Genomic DNA, 17,028 nt, shown 5'->3' on the forward strand with positions numbered 1-17,028 from the left:
TTAGCGACCGTATTGTGTCATTTTATTTTTAATATTTCTTTTTTACAAAAAAATAAACGAAACCAACTGGCATCGTTTATTTATCTTTTTGTAAATCCGTATATAGTTGTAACTTACTTCTAGAGTTTAAAACAATTGATTTTTTTCCATCTGAAAAGTAAAAAGAAAGTCCAAATCTTCTTAGTTTAACTTTTTTAATTTCAGAAATATCAATTGTTTCATTATATTTTCGAATAACTTTCGTCAATTTAATATGTTTATCGTCAATTATTAATTTTCGACTAAAAATCTGAATGACCGATACGATAAGAAAAATAACAAATAAAACGATTGTCCAAATCTGTAACGTCGTTATCTCCAACCATAATAATAAACTACTCAATAATAAACAAAATGTCCATGACCATAAAATAACCGTTTTTGCTAGTTCAGGCTGGTAAAAATATGTTTTTTGATGTCTTTGCATACGCGTTATCCCTCTCCGCCAATCTAAGATAATTTATTCATGTTTAAAGTCTAACATAACTAAACAGTTATTTTTAAATTTTTACACAAAAAAAGATGAAACCTTAAGTTTCATCCATTTTAATTATTATTTGATTACTAAGAAACGATCGTCATCAGACATAAAATCTTTATCGCCTGCTACTGCTTCAATTGAACCAAATGGCATTTGTGCACGTAATTCCCAGTTTTCTGGAATATTGAATGCATTTCTAATTTCAACATCGATAAGTGGATTGTAATGTTGTAAGCTTGCGCCAATACCATTTTCAGCTAATGCTGTCCAAACACTTTGTTGAGCGCCACCCAAACCTTGTTCTGCCCATACTCTGAAGTTATCAGCGTATAATGCAAAATCTTTTTCGTTTTGAGCAATAACGTTAGTATCTATGAAGTATAATACTGTTCCAAATCCGGCACGGAATGAAGCAATTTTTTCTTGCGTTTTTTTGTAGGCATCTGCATTAGGCACTTCAGATTCAAGACGTTTTTCAACAATGTCCCAAACTTTATCTGAGTTCTTACCGAATAAAACAGCTGCTCTGATTGATTGGTTATTAAATGAAGTTGGTGATTGTTTAACAGCACCTTCGATAACACTGCTAATTTCGTCGGGTGTTTGACTTACATTATCACCTAAAGCATAGATTGTGCGACGTTGTTCCATAAGATCTAATAATTGAGTTTTCATAGTTAAGTTCTCCTTCTCTAATTGAATATACTTAGTATATCACTTACTTTTAATAAGTAAAGCGTTAAATGTTATTTTTTTATTTATACGGAATGCATGTGCGGTCTTAAGAGTTGATTTTGTAGTATTCTTAGCGTTATCTGTTAAGCACAAAATATATAAAATAACAACAATCTTAGTTAAACTAATCAAAAATATAAAAATTCGTGATGCTCTTTATTGATAAAAAAAGAAGCCTGCTATTTAATAGCAGGCTTCTTTTTTTATCAATAATACTTCTAACGAAAACTTATAACTGTTTAGACATCCAATTATTATTAAGTTAGATGCAATTCAACTCGTTAGACTCTGGGTTTACGTTTGCCCCAATATTGGAAGTAGTCTGTTCTTAACGAACCATTATATAATTTACGTTTTTTAGATGCTCTTGAGCCATAAAATTCTTCAAAAGTTAAATCGCTTGTTAAAATATATTTACTCCAAGTTGGCATTTGTTTATAAACAACACCCATCTGTTTATATAAGACACGAACAGATTCAGTATCACTTAATCGTTCACCATATGGGGGATTGGCAACTAAAACGCCATTTTCTTTTTCAGTTGTGAAATCTTTTGCAGCAAGTTGTTTAAATTCAATACTATCTAAAACGCCGGCCTCAGCCGCATTCTTTTTAGCGATTTCAATCATACCGGCATCGATATCATATCCTGCAATATCTAAAACAACATCAAGGTTTGCTTCACCTTTTGCTGTTTCTCTTAATCGGTCGAAGAGTCCTTTTTCAACAAAATCCCAATCTTCAAACACAAAGTAGCGACCAATACCTGGTGCAATATTGTGCCCAATCAATGCTGCTTCAATTGGAATTGTTCCCGAACCACACACTGGATCAACGAATGGTTTATCCGGGTACCAATTTGTTAACATAACTAGAGCGGCAGCCATATTTTCTTTTAATGGTGCGTAACCCTTTTCAACACGATAACCACGTTTAAATAAACTGCTACCCGTCGTATCAAGCGTTAAAAGAACGTTGTCTTTATTAATCGCAACTTCTAATGGGTATTTAGCTCCCGTCTCAGGTAGGCGCGTTGTTCGATGATAAACATCGCTTAATTGATCAACGATTGCTTTTTTAACAATCGCTTGCGCATCTGGCACACTGTAAAGCGTCGATTTTTGAGATTTACCTTGGACTGGAAATTCAGCATCTAATGGTAAAAATTTATCCCAAGAAATCGCCTTTGTTTGTTCAAATAGGTCATCAAAAGTAGTCGCAGTAAACTCACCTACAATAATTTTAACGCGATCGGCACTTCTCAACCAAAGATTGGTGTTGATTACATCTTCCATCGTTCCTTCAAAACGAACACGACTGTTTTCAACTTGGACATTGTAGCCCATATGTTTAAGTTCGTTTCCAACAATTGACTCAATACCGCTAGCTGCGGTTGCCAATAATTTAAAAGTTTCCATTTTGCACCTTCACTATAATTTAATTTTTTTAATAAAAAAAACTAGGATAAAAGAAAATCCTTCATCCTAGTTCATCCTGAAATCATGTAAATTTCTATAAGCCATGTTTTGTACGTCATCCATCTCAGGCGATGAAATCAGTGGTAATCATCTATCTCCAGATATTATCTGCCCCCATGATTTGTTCATTTCCGTCATGAAGCGCCCCTACCAAAGTTTGGGTTGCCTACTCGTGGGGTTTACCGCGTTCCAGCAATACCGTTTCCAATATTGTATCGTCTCTGTGGCACTTTACAGATTACTTTGACATAGCCGAAGCCTTAGTCATTTTATCCGCCGTTACCCGAAGGTACCTTGGCTTATTTTTTCACCAAGCACGAACACTACAAGCATCTCAGCTTGTGCAAGCATGGACTTTCCTCAGCCTAACTTAATAGACCGCAATTACCCGAAATTTACACTAAATCTATATTACTACATCATTCAATTAATTTAAAATTGATTTCTAGAATTTTCATTTTCATCTAGTTGAGCACCAAATACGCGACGTTCCAAATTTGATAAACGTTTAAGAATATCCATATTTGAAGTTGTAGACGTTGTTTGAGTTGTTTGTGAACTCTTACCCACAGTTACCTGTTTCGTAAGTTCATCAACTTGCGCAATTAGACGATCATTTTCTTCTTGAACTTTTTTGACTTCTTTATCAAAGGTTTCGTAATCTTTAATAACGTCATCAAGAAATTCGTCAACTTCTTTAGAATCATATCCACGCATTTTTGTTTCAAAATGCTTTTGTAGGATATCTTTAGGTGAAAAATTAACATCCGTCATATTCGTACACCTCATCACTAATTTCTCATAAATAATGTTAATACTCGTTTATTATAGCAGAATTATTCAATAATTCAAATGATTTTTTCGTTCTTCTTCAATTTCATTTGCAACATCCTCTAATTCCATGAAATCTATCATCCGTAACTGATACTCTTTTGATTCCTTGACATTTTTAATTTTCAGCAAATCAAATTTTGTTTTACCCTCATTTTCTGAATCGTATACTAGTAAAGCACCATCCGTATGTTCAATCATAAATGATTGATAATTCTTTAACTGTTGTGGTGACTGATAAACATCCTTACTAACATAACCAGAGAAATCAACTTCATTTAAAATTTGACTTAAAACTATTTTTTTGTCGTCCTTCCAATTATTACCAAATTCTTTGAACGGTAACATAAGCGATACTTTAAAGTCCGGATAATCTGTTTGTATATCCAGACAGATTTGCGCTGTCCATTGCTCGATACCAAGTTGTGGTCCAGTTATAACCCACTCCAACCCATTTTCAATTTCGTTAATAATATTTTTTTTGATTGCACTTTTTATTATGGTTATTTTAGGATCGTTTTCGTTAAAAATACCCAACTCATATGTTCGATAACCGGTCACCCATAAACGTTTCATAATTAATTAGGCATCCTTTCCTTATATTAAGAATATGTTACCAAATCCTTTAAAGCTATTAAATTATATCACTTATTGTTATAATATTTTAGATTGGAGTGTGAGATAATCGTGAGTATTAACTATCCGAATGGAAAAATTTATGAACAATCACCTTTAAATACGCCAAAAAAATCAAATCTATTGTTGTTTGGTAAACGAGGCATGTCATTAGAAGATGATATTAACGCAAGTAATGCATTTTATCTTGCTAATAACGTGGCCGTCATCCATAAAAAACCAACACCTATTAAAATTGTAAAAGTTGATTACCCCAAACGAAGTGCGGCTGTCATTAAAGAAGCCTACTTTCAAACAGCATCAACGACAGATTATAATGGTATTTACAATGGTCATTATTTAGATTTTGAGGCAAAGGAAACAAAAAATAAATCATCGTTTCCATTGAGCAACTTTCACGAACATCAGATTGAACACATGAAAGCTTGCGTGTTACAAAAGGGAATTAGTTTTGTTATAATAAAGTTTGCAACCTTGGATAAACTATACTTGTTACCATCAAAAACACTTTTTAGCTACTGGGATCAACAGAATAAAGATGGTCGTAAATCAATTCCATTGAAAACGATCCAAACTGAAGGATTCGAACTACAATATACTTTAAATCCGGTTATCCCCTATTTAAAATACGTTGATAAAATGATAGAGCATCTATAATTAAGGCTTTATGTAATTAAAGGAGAATTTTATTTATGGCAACAGCTGATAATAAAGGTAAAACTCGCGTTGCGCGACGCGAGCAAGAATTAAATACTAACAAAAAAGGAAAAACGGGGAAACCTACTAAGAAAAAACTTTTCAAACGTATTTTTCTTAGTCTAATTGGTTTGTTCGTTGTTGGTGTAATCGCAAGTGTTGGCTTATTTTTCTACTACGCTAAAGATTCACCCAAAATAACGTCAAGTAGTTTAGAAAGTACACCGGCCAGTGTTATATACGCTAAAAATGATGAAGTCATTACGACTCTTGGAACCTCAAGAGTCTATGCCGAATCTTCCGATATTCCACAAACATTGAAGGATGCGATTGTCTCTATTGAAGATAAGCGATTCTACAAACACAATGGTGTTGATCCTGTTCGAATCGCAGGTGCAGCATTGGCAAATGTTACCGGCGGTTCAGCTGGACTACAAGGTGGTAGTACCTTAACCCAACAACTTATTAAACTATCTGTCTTTTCAACGAAAGCGTCTGATCAAACCATGAAGCGAAAAGCGCAAGAAGCGTGGTTAGCTTTACAAGTTGAGCGTAAATACAGTAAATCTCAAATACTAACGTTCTATGCTAACAAAGTATTTATGGGTAATGGTGTTTATGGTATGCAGACCGCTTCAAACTATTATTTTGGTAAAAAATTAGATAAATTAAATATCGCACAAATTGCGATGCTTGCTGGAATTCCTAATGCGCCATCATCTTACAATCCTTATGCTCATCCAAAATACTCAAAGGAACGACGAGATGAAGTTATTGATGCCATGGTATCAAATGACAAAATATCAGCAAGTGATGCAAGTACAGCAAAAGCGACACCAATTACTTCCGGATTGAGAACGTCTCATTCCGCTGAAAAAGATACTTATAATGCTAAAATTTCTGATTCATATTTAAAAGAAGTTATTCAAACAGTTAAAGATAAAGGTTTAGATCCTTACAATAGTAGCCTTAAAATTCATACCAACTTAGATTTAGATGCCCAAAAACGACTTTACGATATAGCTAATACAGACGATTATGTTAACTATCCCGATGATAAAATGCAATTAGCCGTTACAATGGTTGATTCAAAAACGGGTGCTATATCTGCGATGATTGGTGGACGTAAACAAACGAATGTAACATTCGGATACAATCGTGCCGTGGCAACAAGTCGAAGTAATGGTTCAACTATGAAGCCAATTATGGATTTTGCTCCCGCTATTGAGTATTTGAACTACCCTACAAATCAAAAAGTTAATGATACAAAATATTACTATCCTGATGCAAGCACAAAAGAGTTAAACGATTTTGATCACGGTCATTTAGGCACAATGACAATGAGAAGTGCGTTAGTTCAATCGCGTAATATCCCTGCTATTCGAACGCTTGAAGCAGTTGGGCTACCACAGGCACAAACGTTTGTTAAAAAACTTGGTATTTCAAAGAATCAAGTTGAAACTTATTCATCTGGTATTGGTGGTAACATATCAACTACGCAAAATGCTGAAGCCTATGCGGCCTTCGCAAACGGTGGTACTTACCGTAAAGGGTCTTATATTTCAGATATTGTAAAAAAAGATGGTACTGTTTTAAATTATTCTAGTTCAGGTAGTAGAGCCATGAAAATCTCAACGGCTTACATGATTACGGACATGCTTAAAGGCGTTATTGACAGTTCTAGTGGTACAGGTACAGCAGCACAAATTCCTGGACTTTATCAAGCTGGTAAAACCGGAACAACTGATTATCCTTCTAACGTTGCTTCTAAATTCCCATCTAACGCGGCCATGGATTCATTATTCTCTGGTTATACTAAGAATTACTCTATCTCAGTTTGGACGGGATACGATTCTCCGTTAGTTGCAAATAATTACTTGGATGTGACTTCTCAACATATAGCTACAGGTATTTATAAAAACTTAATGCAATATGTTTCTCAATCTGTTTCAAATTCGGATTGGACAAAGCCTTCTGACGTTTATCTAAATCATGGTGAATTATCTTTAACTGATTCATCCACTGATACAACGACATCTGACGATAGTTCATACGATATCCCTGAAATGTCGAGTGCATCTAGTTTAAGTAGCAGTAGTAGTTCAAGTTCTTCTGAAAAATCAAGTAGTAGCGAACCAGAAAGTAGTTCAAGTTCAGCTGCTAGTTCAAGTTCAGCTCCTAAAGAGTCAACAAGTACAAGTAGCTCAGCTTCATCCGCTTCTAATTAAAAAAACGACAATATTTAGTTTAAAAACTAAATATTGTCGTTTTTTATTTTTATACATTTTTTAATTCGACCAATGATAAAGTGGAATTTCTGGTTTATCATTGGTATTTTTTGCTATATCTTTGTTACTTACATCGTTCGAAAAGTTTCGTTGTTGTCTTTTTTCTTTATCTTTTTTAACATCCTGACTTGTCTTAATATGCTTCTTTTCCCAATTTAATAGAATTCTGTCCATGTATTTCAAACTATATGCCTGATTCAATATAGCTTCCTTAAGCGCCATTAAGATGAGCTCTGGCTTGTAGTGATCTTGATCAATCCACATACTAATACTTTCTAACTCCATTGGCGATAAAGGACGCCCAAATTCAACTTCAATTTTCTCGTAGACGTCTTTTCGAGAATTATTTTTTTCAATAACCTCAACCTTTTCTTGTGTTCGCTGGTTTAAATTATTCAATTTTTCATATAATGCATTAAAATTAAATTGATCAGTACTGTATCCATTAGGGTCATCAATCGTTTTAATTGAAATTATTTTTTTTTCGATTAATTTCTGCAATAACGTATACGTTTCTTGGGTGGTTACACCCATTTGACTGGCTATCTGATTCGTATCTGGAAATTTATTACCGGCCTGATTAAAACTTAGTAGATGAATCAAAAAAATTAGTTCATCACTTGTTAATCCAATTTTTCGATAATTTTGTAAAATTAAATTGGAAATATGTGTCTCTCCTGCCTCTAAAAATTGACTCATAAATTGATCCATAGTAAACCTCCTTCTTTATAGCAAAAGAACCTTAAACATTTTCGTGTTAAGGTTCTTTTTATCTACTTTATGGATAAATACGGTTTAATAAACGTGGGAATGGGATGGCTTCGCGAATATGCTCTTCACCTGTAATCCAAGTTGTTGCACGTTCTAGGCCAAGGCCAAATCCTGAATGAGGAACGCTACCATATCTTCTAAGATCCAAGTACCATTCGTAATCTTTTTCATTAAGTCCAGCTTTTTTAATTTGTGCAGTTAAGTTATCTAAATCCGTTTCACGTTCTGAACCACCAATAATTTCGCCGTAACCTTCAGGTGCTAATAAATCAGCACAGATAACAACGTCTTCTCTTGTTGGATGTGGTTTCATATAAAATGGTTTGATTGCTTTGGGGTAGTTTAAAACAAATACCGGCATGCTAAAATGTTCTGCCAAATAAGTTTCTTCAGGAGATCCAAAATCATCGCCCCATTTAGTGTCAGGGAATTCACCAGAATTTTGTAACAACTCAACGGCCTCATCGTACGAAATTTTAGGGAACGGTGTTTTTGTATAACTTTTCAAGACTTCTTTATCTCTTTCGAGAATATCTAAGGCATAGTCACAGTTATCCAAAACATTTTGTACTAAAAAGGCAATATATTGTTCTTGAACTTCAAGACTTTGCTCCTGATGCATAAATGCCATTTCGGGTTCAATCATCCAAAATTCAATCAAATGACGTCTTGTTTTAGATTTTTCAGCTCTAAAAGTTGGCCCGAATGAGAACACTTTACCGAAAGCCATTGCGCCAGCTTCTTCGTATAATTGACCTGATTGTGATAAATAAGCATCTTTATCAAAATATTTCGTATGGAAGAGTTCAGTAGTCCCTTCTGGTGCGCTACCAGTCAAAATGGGAGCATCAATTTTAATAAATCCTTCTTTATTGAAAAATTCATATGTTGCACGAATAATTTCATTTCTAATTTGCATAACGGCATATGGTTTCGTTGAACGTAACCATAAATGACGATGATCCATTAAAAACTCAGTTCCATGTTCTTTGGGTGTAATTGGATAATCTTGACTTTCACCAACTAATTCAAGTGATTTAACTTCAATCTCGTAACCAAATGGAGAGCGTTTATCTTCATGAATTTCGCCAATAACATACAGGCTAGATTCCTGATGTAATTCTTTTGCCATCTCGAAAGTTTCTTCGCTGACGTTACTTTTTACAACAACACCTTGGAAAAAGGCACTTCCGTCTCGTAATTGTAAAAATGCGATTTTACCACTAGATCTTTTATTAGTGAGCCAAACACCGATTTTCACTTCTTCGTCTACATGGTTTTTAGCATCAATTATACTAATTGTTTTCAATAAACTTCCTCCTCATCACGATCTGAGTCTCAAGATCGATTCATTCCTTTTATAATATCATTAGTCGGATATGTTAGTCCATAAGACAATTAGATATTTTCGACAGATTTCAAAACTTTCCCATCTGAAAATTGAATCGTCTCATAACTAAGTTCCTTCTTCTTATTCAGATAACTGACTTCCCACGCGGGCACATCATTGTATATGCCAAGTCCAATATTTAATATCTTACTTGGGTTTTTTTTATCCCATATGTAAGTTAAAATATCATTCTTTGACTTCCCATTTGCTTGCGTTAGAACCTTAACCTTGCCACCCTTTTGAGCAACGATCACATAAATTTTTTTATTTGCTTTTGTCGTTCCTGCAACGGTAAAGTACGTCGCATCTCTATTATATCTATAAAATTCTGATTCTTTGTCTAAATTTGCATACTTTTTAGCAATTGTAACAGCCTCTTTTTCAGCAGTAACCATTGGCGATTTTGCCCGGCTATACAAGATGAAAGCTCCCACTACAATAACAACTATAGCGCCAAGTATGGAAAGAAACATAATATTTTTTGATTTCTTTTGGGATCTTTGCATGTCTAATTACTCCTGTCTTAATTTTCTATTGCTCCATTATACCAGACATCTCATCCAGGCATTTAACTATCAAGATAAATCAAAAAATTCATTTAAATTATCGATAATATCTGACAACGGTTCATTGAATATTGGCAGTTTATCCGGTAATACACCAATCATCTGTTTACCGTAACTTTGGTTAATTAACCGACTATCCAACACCACCATTACTCCTTTATCGGTCGAGGTTCGAATTAATCTCCCGAACCCTTGTTTAAGCCTCATTGTAGCCCTTGGCAATGAGTATTCACTGAATACATCCCTGCCTTGTCCTTCAAATTCTTTTTCCTTCGCCTTAACGTTCAAAGATTCCGGTGATTCAAATGGTAACCTTGTCACAATTAATAGTTCTAACCTATCATTAGGCAAATCGACGCCTTCCCAAAAACTACCTGTTCCCAACAAGATTGCATCTTTTCCTAATAAGAAACGCTTTGTTAATTTTTCAGGTCGTCCTGTAATTCCTTGAACTAACAGTTCACGGTCAATATGTAGTCCTTTTTTAGCTAATAATTCGTATACATTTGCGATTGTTTCAAGCGAATTAAAAAGAATCAAGGTTTGTCTACGTTGTGCCTTTATCAATTGATAAATTGAATCCGCCAAATATGATTCGTACATTTCTTTTGATGATCGAACATCAATCGAATCGTTTGCTATATACAATTTAGCCTGTTTACTATAGTCAAAAGGACTGCCCAGTTTTTCTATTTTGTAATTATCTTCTTGAATATCTAATTGATCAACAATATAATTTTTATTCCCAGGTAGTAGCAATGTCGCCCCAGTAAACGTCAAATGATTAAAATGTCGATAAATTGAATCAGATAGAAAATGAGTAGAGTCTGCCAGGCTAAATTCAAATTGCATTTTATCCGTTTGCCCATTAATTGGAAAACTTAACCAAAGTACTTTTTCATTCAATTTAGTTTGATCCTGATCAAATACGTTCCAAACCTCAAGTTCGGTGAATAACTGCTTAAAAAATCGATGAACTCGATTTAAAAGTTGATTTTCATCCCGACCAATCTGTTGTTGTTTTTTTGCAGCAACATAACGATCTTGTAGAATGCTATCGTTTTTTTTCAAAAGAAGGACCGTTTTTGAGACGGATTCAATTGCTATTTTATTTCTATTAATTAAATCAGCCAATTCCGTTGATTTTAAAATAAGTGCTTTATCATTTGTTTCATTTTTATTAACGGCATTTCTATTAATTCGTCGCCCATATTCCCTTGTGAACTGTCTAATCAACGTATCAATTGATTCACGTAGCTTTCTAATATCAGTTAACAATTGTCTGTTTTCACCAACTGTTAAAAAATTAATTTCCATTAAATTATTAAATGAAAATTTCTGCGAACTTTGGATACTCGTCAAGAGCGAATCACATAGGTTAATGATCTTCCAAAAGCGAATTCGACCTTTGTTAGCCTGAAGTGCAACATCGGCCAGGTGCTGTGCTTCGTCCACGATTAATTCAGGTGCATTTATTGTACGGTCTGAATTGAATAAATCAGGATGTTTCATTAAAAAGGCATGATTTGTAAAAACGATTGACGTTGATTCAACTTGCCTGTATAGCACATTAATAAAATCGACTTCAAAAAATTGATCGGTTAACACTAAACTTCCGACACCGCGATGTTTAATTTGATTAAAAATAGGATTTTGATAACTCGAAAGTCTTAACTCATCTAGGTCACCTGTCTTAGTAGCAGCTAGCCATACCAAAATTCGGATTTTCATTAGCGCTATCTGCCCGGACGTTTCTTTTTGAGTTAATTCTTTTTTAAACTCTGCCAGATTAATATAATGGTTACTTCCTTTTAAACTTATTGCAGACGTTTGAAAAGGCAACAACTTATTCAATAATGGCAAGGACTGATTCATTAACTGAGTTTGAAGTAAGGTTGTTGCGCTACTAATAACAATTTGTTTTTGCTTTTGAGCATAGTAAGCAGCGGGAATTAAGTACCCAAGTGTTTTGCCAATTCCCGTTGGCGCCTCAATAATTAGCGTTCGTTCACGACTTTTCAAATGGTTTGCGATTAAATCCATCATTTTAGCTTGTTCTGATCGCCAGCTCAACTGTGGTTCAATTATTTTTTTCTTATCGGTTTCATTTTCAGGATACTCATAATTCGTTAAATTAAACGTTTGTTGTTTACTGCGCTGTAGAACGAGTCCACCAACAATGTGTTGCTCTTCTGATAACCTTTCTTGGTTCGCTTGTTTTACAGCATATGCGTCAGTAAATAACTCTTTTGTGTCTCTTAACAAAAATGAACTCAATCGATTTATTTCAAATAAGGTTTCGCTTGGAATTTCCTCTAGGCGCTTCAATAAATAAATAAATAATTCGGCGGTTACATGCGCATCACTATCAGCGTGATGCGGATTTTCATGAGTTAGATTTAAGTACTGACTTAAATCCTTCAATTTAAAGCTGGGCGATGTTGGTAATAAAATCTGACTAAGTTGCACAGTATCAATCCCCTTGATCATTAACGCGGGATAACCAACCCTCTCCAGTTCACTATTAATAAAAGGTAAGTCAAAATTAATATTATGCGCAACAAAAACAGTATCCTGAAGGATCGCATAGATAGTTGCAGCGACATCCTCAAAATAAGTAGCTTTTCTAATTTGACGGTTTGTGATACCAGTTAATTCCGTGATTGCTTTTGGAATTGCCATCCCAGGATTAATATCAAATGAAAATGAATTTATTATTTTATTTTTTTGAACCAAAACGCAGCCAAATTGGATCATTCGATCGCCCTTTTTTAGATTCGTTCCGGTCGTTTCGATATCCACTACGGCGTAAATCGTATTTTTATTCATTGCAGTCTATCACCAGTCTTTTTAAGTTAACGCTTCTATGTAATTCATTTTACCATATTGCTTAATAAATCCTATAATAAACCCTAAATCATTATAAATTTCCTAAGTTCATCCAACACATTATAGCCATAACACTAAATTTAATGTATGATAATGGAAGTAAATTTATCCGGAGAGGACTCTTTTTTTGAACAATTCATCAGATAATTTAATGCCAAAATCAATTGGCACAAGTCATGCAAAAATTATACTAATCGGCGAACACTCCGTTGTTTATAGTCAACCGGCCATTGCGTTCCCTTTATCGAACGTAAAAATATCCGTTACCACAGAGGCCATAGCCGATAAACAGTGGATCGCAAGTCGTTTTTATAGCGGTGAAATTAAAAATGTTCCTATGAATATGCACGGTATAAAAAAAGTCGTTCATTATATACTGAGCTTATTAAACAAACAAAAACAATCTTTCAAATTAACGATTGAAAGTGAAATTCCTTCTGAACGTGGGATGGGATCTTCCGCAGCAACAATAATTGCCATTATTCGAAGCCTTTATGCTTTTTTTAATACTGAAATTAGTCGTGAAGAACTTCTGTTTATTGCCAACATTGCGGAGACAACCACCCATGGTTCTCCCAGCGGAATTGATGCAGCAACCACAAGCAGTCATGAACCAATTTGGTTTATTAAACACAAAGAAGCGTACTCCGTTCCATTGAATATAGAGGCCACTTTAGTGGTTGCAGATACAGGCATTAAGGGACAAACGGGTTTAACAGTTGGACAAGTGCGAGATCGTGTCTTATCGAGTCCCGACGCAACTGAAAAAATAATTGCCGAACTGGGTCAACTAACGAGCATGGCTAAATCCCAAATCACAACTGACGATGCCATCAGTTTAGGACATACCTTAACCAGATCACATGAATTATTAAAGGATTTAGGAGTCAGTCATCCAAAATTAGACTTTCTCGTTGAAACTAGCTTGTCAAACGGGGCTTTAGGTGCAAAACTTACTGGCGGCGGTGGCGGTGGTTGTATGATTGCCCTAGTTAAGACGCCGGAAGAAGCTCTCAATTTAAGCCATCTCTTGAATCGAAATGGTGCTATTTCGACCTGGATTCAACCCCTTACGAAGGAGTCTCAAGACATTGAAAAATAAAGTTTCAGCTCGAGCGCATACTAATATAGCGCTCATTAAATACTGGGGTAAACAAGACCCAGATTTAATTATTCCTTACAATAATAGTCTCTCTTTAACATTAGAACATTTTTATACAGATACTACTGTCACTTTTGATGACACGTTATCTGAAGATACCTTCTTTTTGAACGATCAGCGTATAAATGATAAAAAAGTGGTTCATTTTTTAGATATCGTTCGAGATAAAGCACAAAAAAATGTTTTTGCCAAAGTAGAATCAACAAATCACGTCCCAACCTCAGCTGGTCTTGCATCTTCAGCTAGCGCATATGCTGCCTTAGCACTCGCGGCTAGTTCGGCAATTGGCTTGCAATTAACTAAACGAGAATTATCGCGCTTAGCACGACGTGGCTCTGGTTCAGCTAGTCGTTCTATTTTTGGAGGACTCGTTGAATGGGAAAAAGGGCACAACGATGAAGATTCTTTTGCCGTTCCAATTGAAGAAAATGTTACTTGGGATATCCAAATGATTGCCATCATGATTAATAGTCATGAAAAAGAAATTGATTCTCGTTCCGGCATGCAACATTCCGTGGATACGTCCCCTTTTTATCACGACTGGGTCAAAACTACGGAACAAGATTTAATTGATATGAAGGATGCTATTTCAAAAAGGGATCTTGCCAAGGTCGGCCAAATTGCTGAAAATAACGCTATGAAAATGCACGCAACAACCCTTAGTGCTAATCCCAGTTTCACTTATTTTAATCCAGATAGTATCCGCGCAATGGATGCCGTAAAGAACCTACGTAAAAGTGGTATTACCTGTTATTTTACAATGGATGCCGGCCCTAACGTTAAAATTATTTGTTCTAAAGCCGAAACACCTTATATTTTAAATAAACTAAGCCCTCTTTTTGGCGCAGATAATCTTTTAGTCGCCAAACCAGGACCAGGAGCAACGATTATCTAGCGTTACCTGGATTGAAAGGAATTGAGTTATTTGATAACCGCTAAAGCACCAGGAAAACTTTATATTGCAGGAGAATATGCAATTGTTGAACCCGGGTCACCGGCAATTATTGTTGCCATTGATCAATTTGTGACAGTCACAATTAAGGAAAGTAAAGAAACTGGTAGTATTTCATCGGAACAATATCAAGAAAATTCTTTATCTTGGCATCGACGAGGAAACAAAATTATTTTTGATAACCGGGACAATCCTTTTCATTACATATTATCCGCGATACGTTTAACGGAATTATACGCGCAGTCCATCGGAAAACAGATGGTTAACTATCACGTCAATATTGATAGTGATTTAGATAGTACTGATGGTAAAAAATATGGTCTTGGTAGTTCCGCTGCGGTAACCGTAGCCACCGTCAAAGCCCTTTCGTTATTTTATAACTTAAAATTAACAGATGATTCTCTGTTTAAGTTAGCATCTATGGCCCACCTAGACGTTCAAGGAAATGGCTCACTTGGGGATATCGCCGCAAGCGTTTATGGGGGTTGGATTGCTTATCATTCATTTGACCGGGATTGGTTAAGGATTATGCGACAAGATACGCCATTAGTTGACCTGTTAGTGATGAGTTGGCCAATGCTTTCCATTGAGCGTCTAGAACAGCCTCATGACCTCGAATTGTTAATTGGTTGGACTGGTTCTCCGGCTTCAACATCTATTTTTGTAGATAAAATGGCTCTTTTTAAAGGAAAACAAAAATCAACATACCTTAAATTTTTAGAAGATTCAAAAAAATGTGTAAACGCTATGATTAAAGGTTTTGAGCGAAACGACTCAGCAATGATTCAAAAAGAAGTGACACATAATCGCTTGATTTTACAACAACTAGCCCACGCTAGTCAGATTGTAATTGAGACTGCCGCCTTAACCGCGCTTTGCGATTTATCGGAATCACAGCACGCCGCCGCAAAAACATCAGGTGCAGGCGGTGGTGATTGCGGAATTGCCCTGGCAACTTCAAAAACAAATCGCAGCGCATTATTTAACGATTGGTTAAATAATGCCATCCAACCTCTCGACATCAAAGTAACGTTATTAAATTAAGAAAGTAAGGAGTTCACTCATGGGTAAAGACGCTAATTTAATTCAAAGTCATAGAAAAGATGAGCATGTGTTTATTGCAGAAAAACTATTCACTGAAGAATCGAATAATCGATTAAACGAAATTAAACTTATTCCTTCAAATCTTCCTGAACTTTCCGTTAACGACATCCAATCAAGTGTCGAACTCCCTGATTTTTCTTTTAAATCTCCTTTTTATATTAATGCTATGACTGGTGGCAGTGAGCGGACTGGTATTTTGAATCAACAACTAGCTGAGGTGGCGGCGATTACAAATACAATAATTGCGACGGGGTCTCAAAGTATCGCATTGAAAGATCCTTCCGTTGCACACACATTTAAAGTGTTACGTGAAAAAAATCCAAACGGAATTATCTTTTCTAATTTGAGCGCAAATGCTACCCTAGATCAAGCAAAAAAAGCCATTGATATGATTGATGCTAATGCAATCCAAATTCACATCAATGCTGCTCAGGAGATAGTTATGCCAGAAGGTGAACGTGAATTTTATTGGTTAAAAAATATCGAGACACTCGTAAATAAGCTTGAAGTTCCCGTTATTGTCAAAGAAGTCGGTTTTGGGATGTCTCATGAAACAGTAAGAAAATTATCTGATATTGGTGTCCGTTATGTTGATATTTCTGGTCATGGCGGCACAAATTTTGCGATGATTGAAAATGAACGTAGACATAATAAAGATTTTTCTTTTCTCAGAGACTGGGGTTTGTCAACTGCCGAAAGTCTTATTGATACAAGCTCATTTCAAAATAACTTAACAATCTTTGCTTCAGGCGGTGTTCGCACACCGTTAGATATTGTAAAATGTTTGGTTTTAGGTGCCAAAAGTGTTGGTTTATCAGGAACATTCTTACATATTCTTAATAAACAAGGTCAAGACGCTTTAACAGAAACTATTTTTGACTACCAAACAAAAATTAAGATGCTTATGACACTACTTGGTGTCAAAAAGATAACTGATTTAACAGGCGTCAGATATATTTTATCGTCTGAGTTACAAAATTTTAAAAACCAAAAACAATAAAAAAAACTTT

At 35.1% G+C, this 17,028-nt stretch carries 15 protein-coding genes and 1 other RNA gene; 6 read left to right on the top strand and 10 right to left on the bottom strand.

The window, feature by feature from the left end; all coding sequences use genetic code 11:
- Positions 1–76 precede the first annotated feature (76 nt).
- The 6 genes from N0K80_RS02300 to N0K80_RS02325 form a co-directional block, all read right to left on the bottom strand.
- A complete protein-coding gene (locus tag N0K80_RS02300) occupies positions 77–466 on the bottom strand; it encodes an EbsA family protein (RefSeq protein WP_269023654.1) in 390 nt (129 codons plus the stop codon).
- Positions 467–592: 126 nt separating this feature from the next.
- Complete coding sequence (locus N0K80_RS02305) at positions 593–1,195, bottom strand: nitroreductase family protein (RefSeq protein ID WP_112249815.1); 603 nt, start codon at positions 1,193–1,195, stop codon at positions 593–595.
- 341 nt (positions 1,196–1,536) lie between these two features.
- Positions 1,537–2,673: a THUMP domain-containing class I SAM-dependent RNA methyltransferase gene (locus N0K80_RS02310; protein WP_057973500.1), complete on the bottom strand. Its 1,137-nt coding sequence runs from the start codon at positions 2,671–2,673 to the stop codon at positions 1,537–1,539.
- A 92-nt stretch (positions 2,674–2,765) separates the two neighbouring features.
- Positions 2,766–3,129: RNase P RNA component class B (gene rnpB / locus N0K80_RS02315), an RNA gene on the bottom strand.
- A gap of 36 nt (positions 3,130–3,165) precedes the next feature.
- A complete protein-coding gene (gene gpsB, locus N0K80_RS02320) occupies positions 3,166–3,507 on the bottom strand; it encodes a cell division regulator GpsB (protein ID WP_057973499.1) in 342 nt (113 codons plus the stop codon).
- 66 nt (positions 3,508–3,573) lie between these two features.
- On the bottom strand, positions 3,574–4,140 hold the full coding sequence (locus N0K80_RS02325) for a DUF1273 domain-containing protein (protein WP_269023655.1): 567 nt from the start codon (positions 4,138–4,140) through the stop codon (positions 3,574–3,576).
- A gap of 111 nt (positions 4,141–4,251) precedes the next feature.
- Between N0K80_RS02325 and recU the strand changes: the two genes are divergently transcribed.
- Complete coding sequence (gene recU / locus N0K80_RS02330) at positions 4,252–4,857, top strand: Holliday junction resolvase RecU (RefSeq protein ID WP_269023656.1); 606 nt, start codon at positions 4,252–4,254, stop codon at positions 4,855–4,857.
- Between the two features lie 35 nt (positions 4,858–4,892).
- Complete coding sequence (locus tag N0K80_RS02335) at positions 4,893–7,124, top strand: transglycosylase domain-containing protein (protein WP_269023657.1); 2,232 nt, start codon at positions 4,893–4,895, stop codon at positions 7,122–7,124.
- A 60-nt stretch (positions 7,125–7,184) separates the two neighbouring features.
- On the opposite strand, the gene N0K80_RS02340 is transcribed toward N0K80_RS02335, so the two are convergent.
- The 4 genes from N0K80_RS02340 to N0K80_RS02355 all read right to left on the bottom strand — a co-directional run bounded on the left by N0K80_RS02340 (position 7,185) and on the right by N0K80_RS02355 (position 12,740).
- Positions 7,185–7,895 carry a DnaD domain protein gene (locus N0K80_RS02340; RefSeq protein ID WP_112249783.1) on the bottom strand — a complete coding sequence of 237 codons (711 nt, stop codon included), beginning with the start codon at positions 7,893–7,895 and terminating at the stop codon, positions 7,185–7,187.
- A 67-nt stretch (positions 7,896–7,962) separates the two neighbouring features.
- Positions 7,963–9,264, bottom strand: a complete 1,302-nt coding sequence (gene asnS, locus N0K80_RS02345; RefSeq protein WP_112249781.1) for an asparagine--tRNA ligase — start codon at positions 9,262–9,264, stop codon at positions 7,963–7,965.
- Positions 9,265–9,353: 89 nt separating this feature from the next.
- On the bottom strand, positions 9,354–9,851 hold the full coding sequence (locus N0K80_RS02350) for a cell wall elongation regulator TseB-like domain-containing protein (RefSeq protein ID WP_112249778.1): 498 nt from the start codon (positions 9,849–9,851) through the stop codon (positions 9,354–9,356).
- Positions 9,852–9,920: 69 nt separating this feature from the next.
- On the bottom strand, positions 9,921–12,740 hold the full coding sequence (locus N0K80_RS02355) for a helicase C-terminal domain-containing protein (protein WP_269023658.1): 2,820 nt from the start codon (positions 12,738–12,740) through the stop codon (positions 9,921–9,923).
- Positions 12,741–12,927: 187 nt separating this feature from the next.
- Here N0K80_RS02355 and mvk point away from each other — a divergent pair, with 187 nt between their 5' ends.
- The 4 genes from mvk to fni are packed head-to-tail and all read left to right on the top strand — an operon-like array spanning position 12,928 to position 17,018.
- On the top strand, positions 12,928–13,902 hold the full coding sequence (gene mvk, locus N0K80_RS02360; RefSeq protein ID WP_225429350.1) for a mevalonate kinase: 975 nt from the start codon (positions 12,928–12,930) through the stop codon (positions 13,900–13,902).
- Positions 13,892–14,857 carry a diphosphomevalonate decarboxylase gene (gene mvaD, locus N0K80_RS02365; RefSeq protein WP_269023659.1) on the top strand — a complete coding sequence of 322 codons (966 nt, stop codon included), beginning with the start codon at positions 13,892–13,894 and terminating at the stop codon, positions 14,855–14,857. The genes mvk and mvaD overlap by 11 nt, the downstream gene beginning before the upstream one ends.
- Positions 14,858–14,887: 30 nt before the next feature.
- On the top strand, positions 14,888–15,958 hold the full coding sequence (locus tag N0K80_RS02370) for a phosphomevalonate kinase (RefSeq protein WP_269023734.1): 1,071 nt from the start codon (positions 14,888–14,890) through the stop codon (positions 15,956–15,958).
- Between the two features lie 19 nt (positions 15,959–15,977).
- Complete coding sequence (fni, locus tag N0K80_RS02375) at positions 15,978–17,018, top strand: type 2 isopentenyl-diphosphate Delta-isomerase (RefSeq protein ID WP_269023660.1); 1,041 nt, start codon at positions 15,978–15,980, stop codon at positions 17,016–17,018.
- Positions 17,019–17,028 lie beyond the last annotated feature (10 nt).

It is taken from the genome of Dellaglioa carnosa (assembly GCF_026948345.1).
Classification (GTDB): domain Bacteria; phylum Bacillota; class Bacilli; order Lactobacillales; family Lactobacillaceae; genus Dellaglioa; species Dellaglioa algida.

Excerpts from the sequence above, each read along its gene's own strand:
- N0K80_RS02300 (WP_269023654.1), bottom strand. The coding sequence starts at position 466 with ATGCAAAGACATCAAAAAACATATTTTTACCAGCCTGAACTAGCAAAA.
- N0K80_RS02305 (WP_112249815.1), bottom strand. The coding sequence starts at position 1,195 with ATGAAAACTCAATTATTAGATCTTATGGAACAACGTCGCACAATCTAT.
- N0K80_RS02310 (WP_057973500.1), bottom strand. The coding sequence starts at position 2,673 with ATGGAAACTTTTAAATTATTGGCAACCGCAGCTAGCGGTATTGAGTCA.
- gpsB (WP_057973499.1), bottom strand. The coding sequence starts at position 3,507 with ATGACGGATGTTAATTTTTCACCTAAAGATATCCTACAAAAGCATTTT.
- N0K80_RS02325 (WP_269023655.1), bottom strand. The coding sequence starts at position 4,140 with ATGAAACGTTTATGGGTGACCGGTTATCGAACATATGAGTTGGGTATT.
- N0K80_RS02335 (WP_269023657.1), top strand. The coding sequence starts at position 4,893 with ATGGCAACAGCTGATAATAAAGGTAAAACTCGCGTTGCGCGACGCGAG.
- N0K80_RS02340 (WP_112249783.1), bottom strand. The coding sequence starts at position 7,895 with ATGGATCAATTTATGAGTCAATTTTTAGAGGCAGGAGAGACACATATT.
- N0K80_RS02350 (WP_112249778.1), bottom strand. The coding sequence starts at position 9,851 with ATGCAAAGATCCCAAAAGAAATCAAAAAATATTATGTTTCTTTCCATA.
- N0K80_RS02355 (WP_269023658.1), bottom strand. The coding sequence starts at position 12,740 with ATGAATAAAAATACGATTTACGCCGTAGTGGATATCGAAACGACCGGA.
- fni (WP_269023660.1), top strand. The coding sequence starts at position 15,978 with ATGGGTAAAGACGCTAATTTAATTCAAAGTCATAGAAAAGATGAGCAT.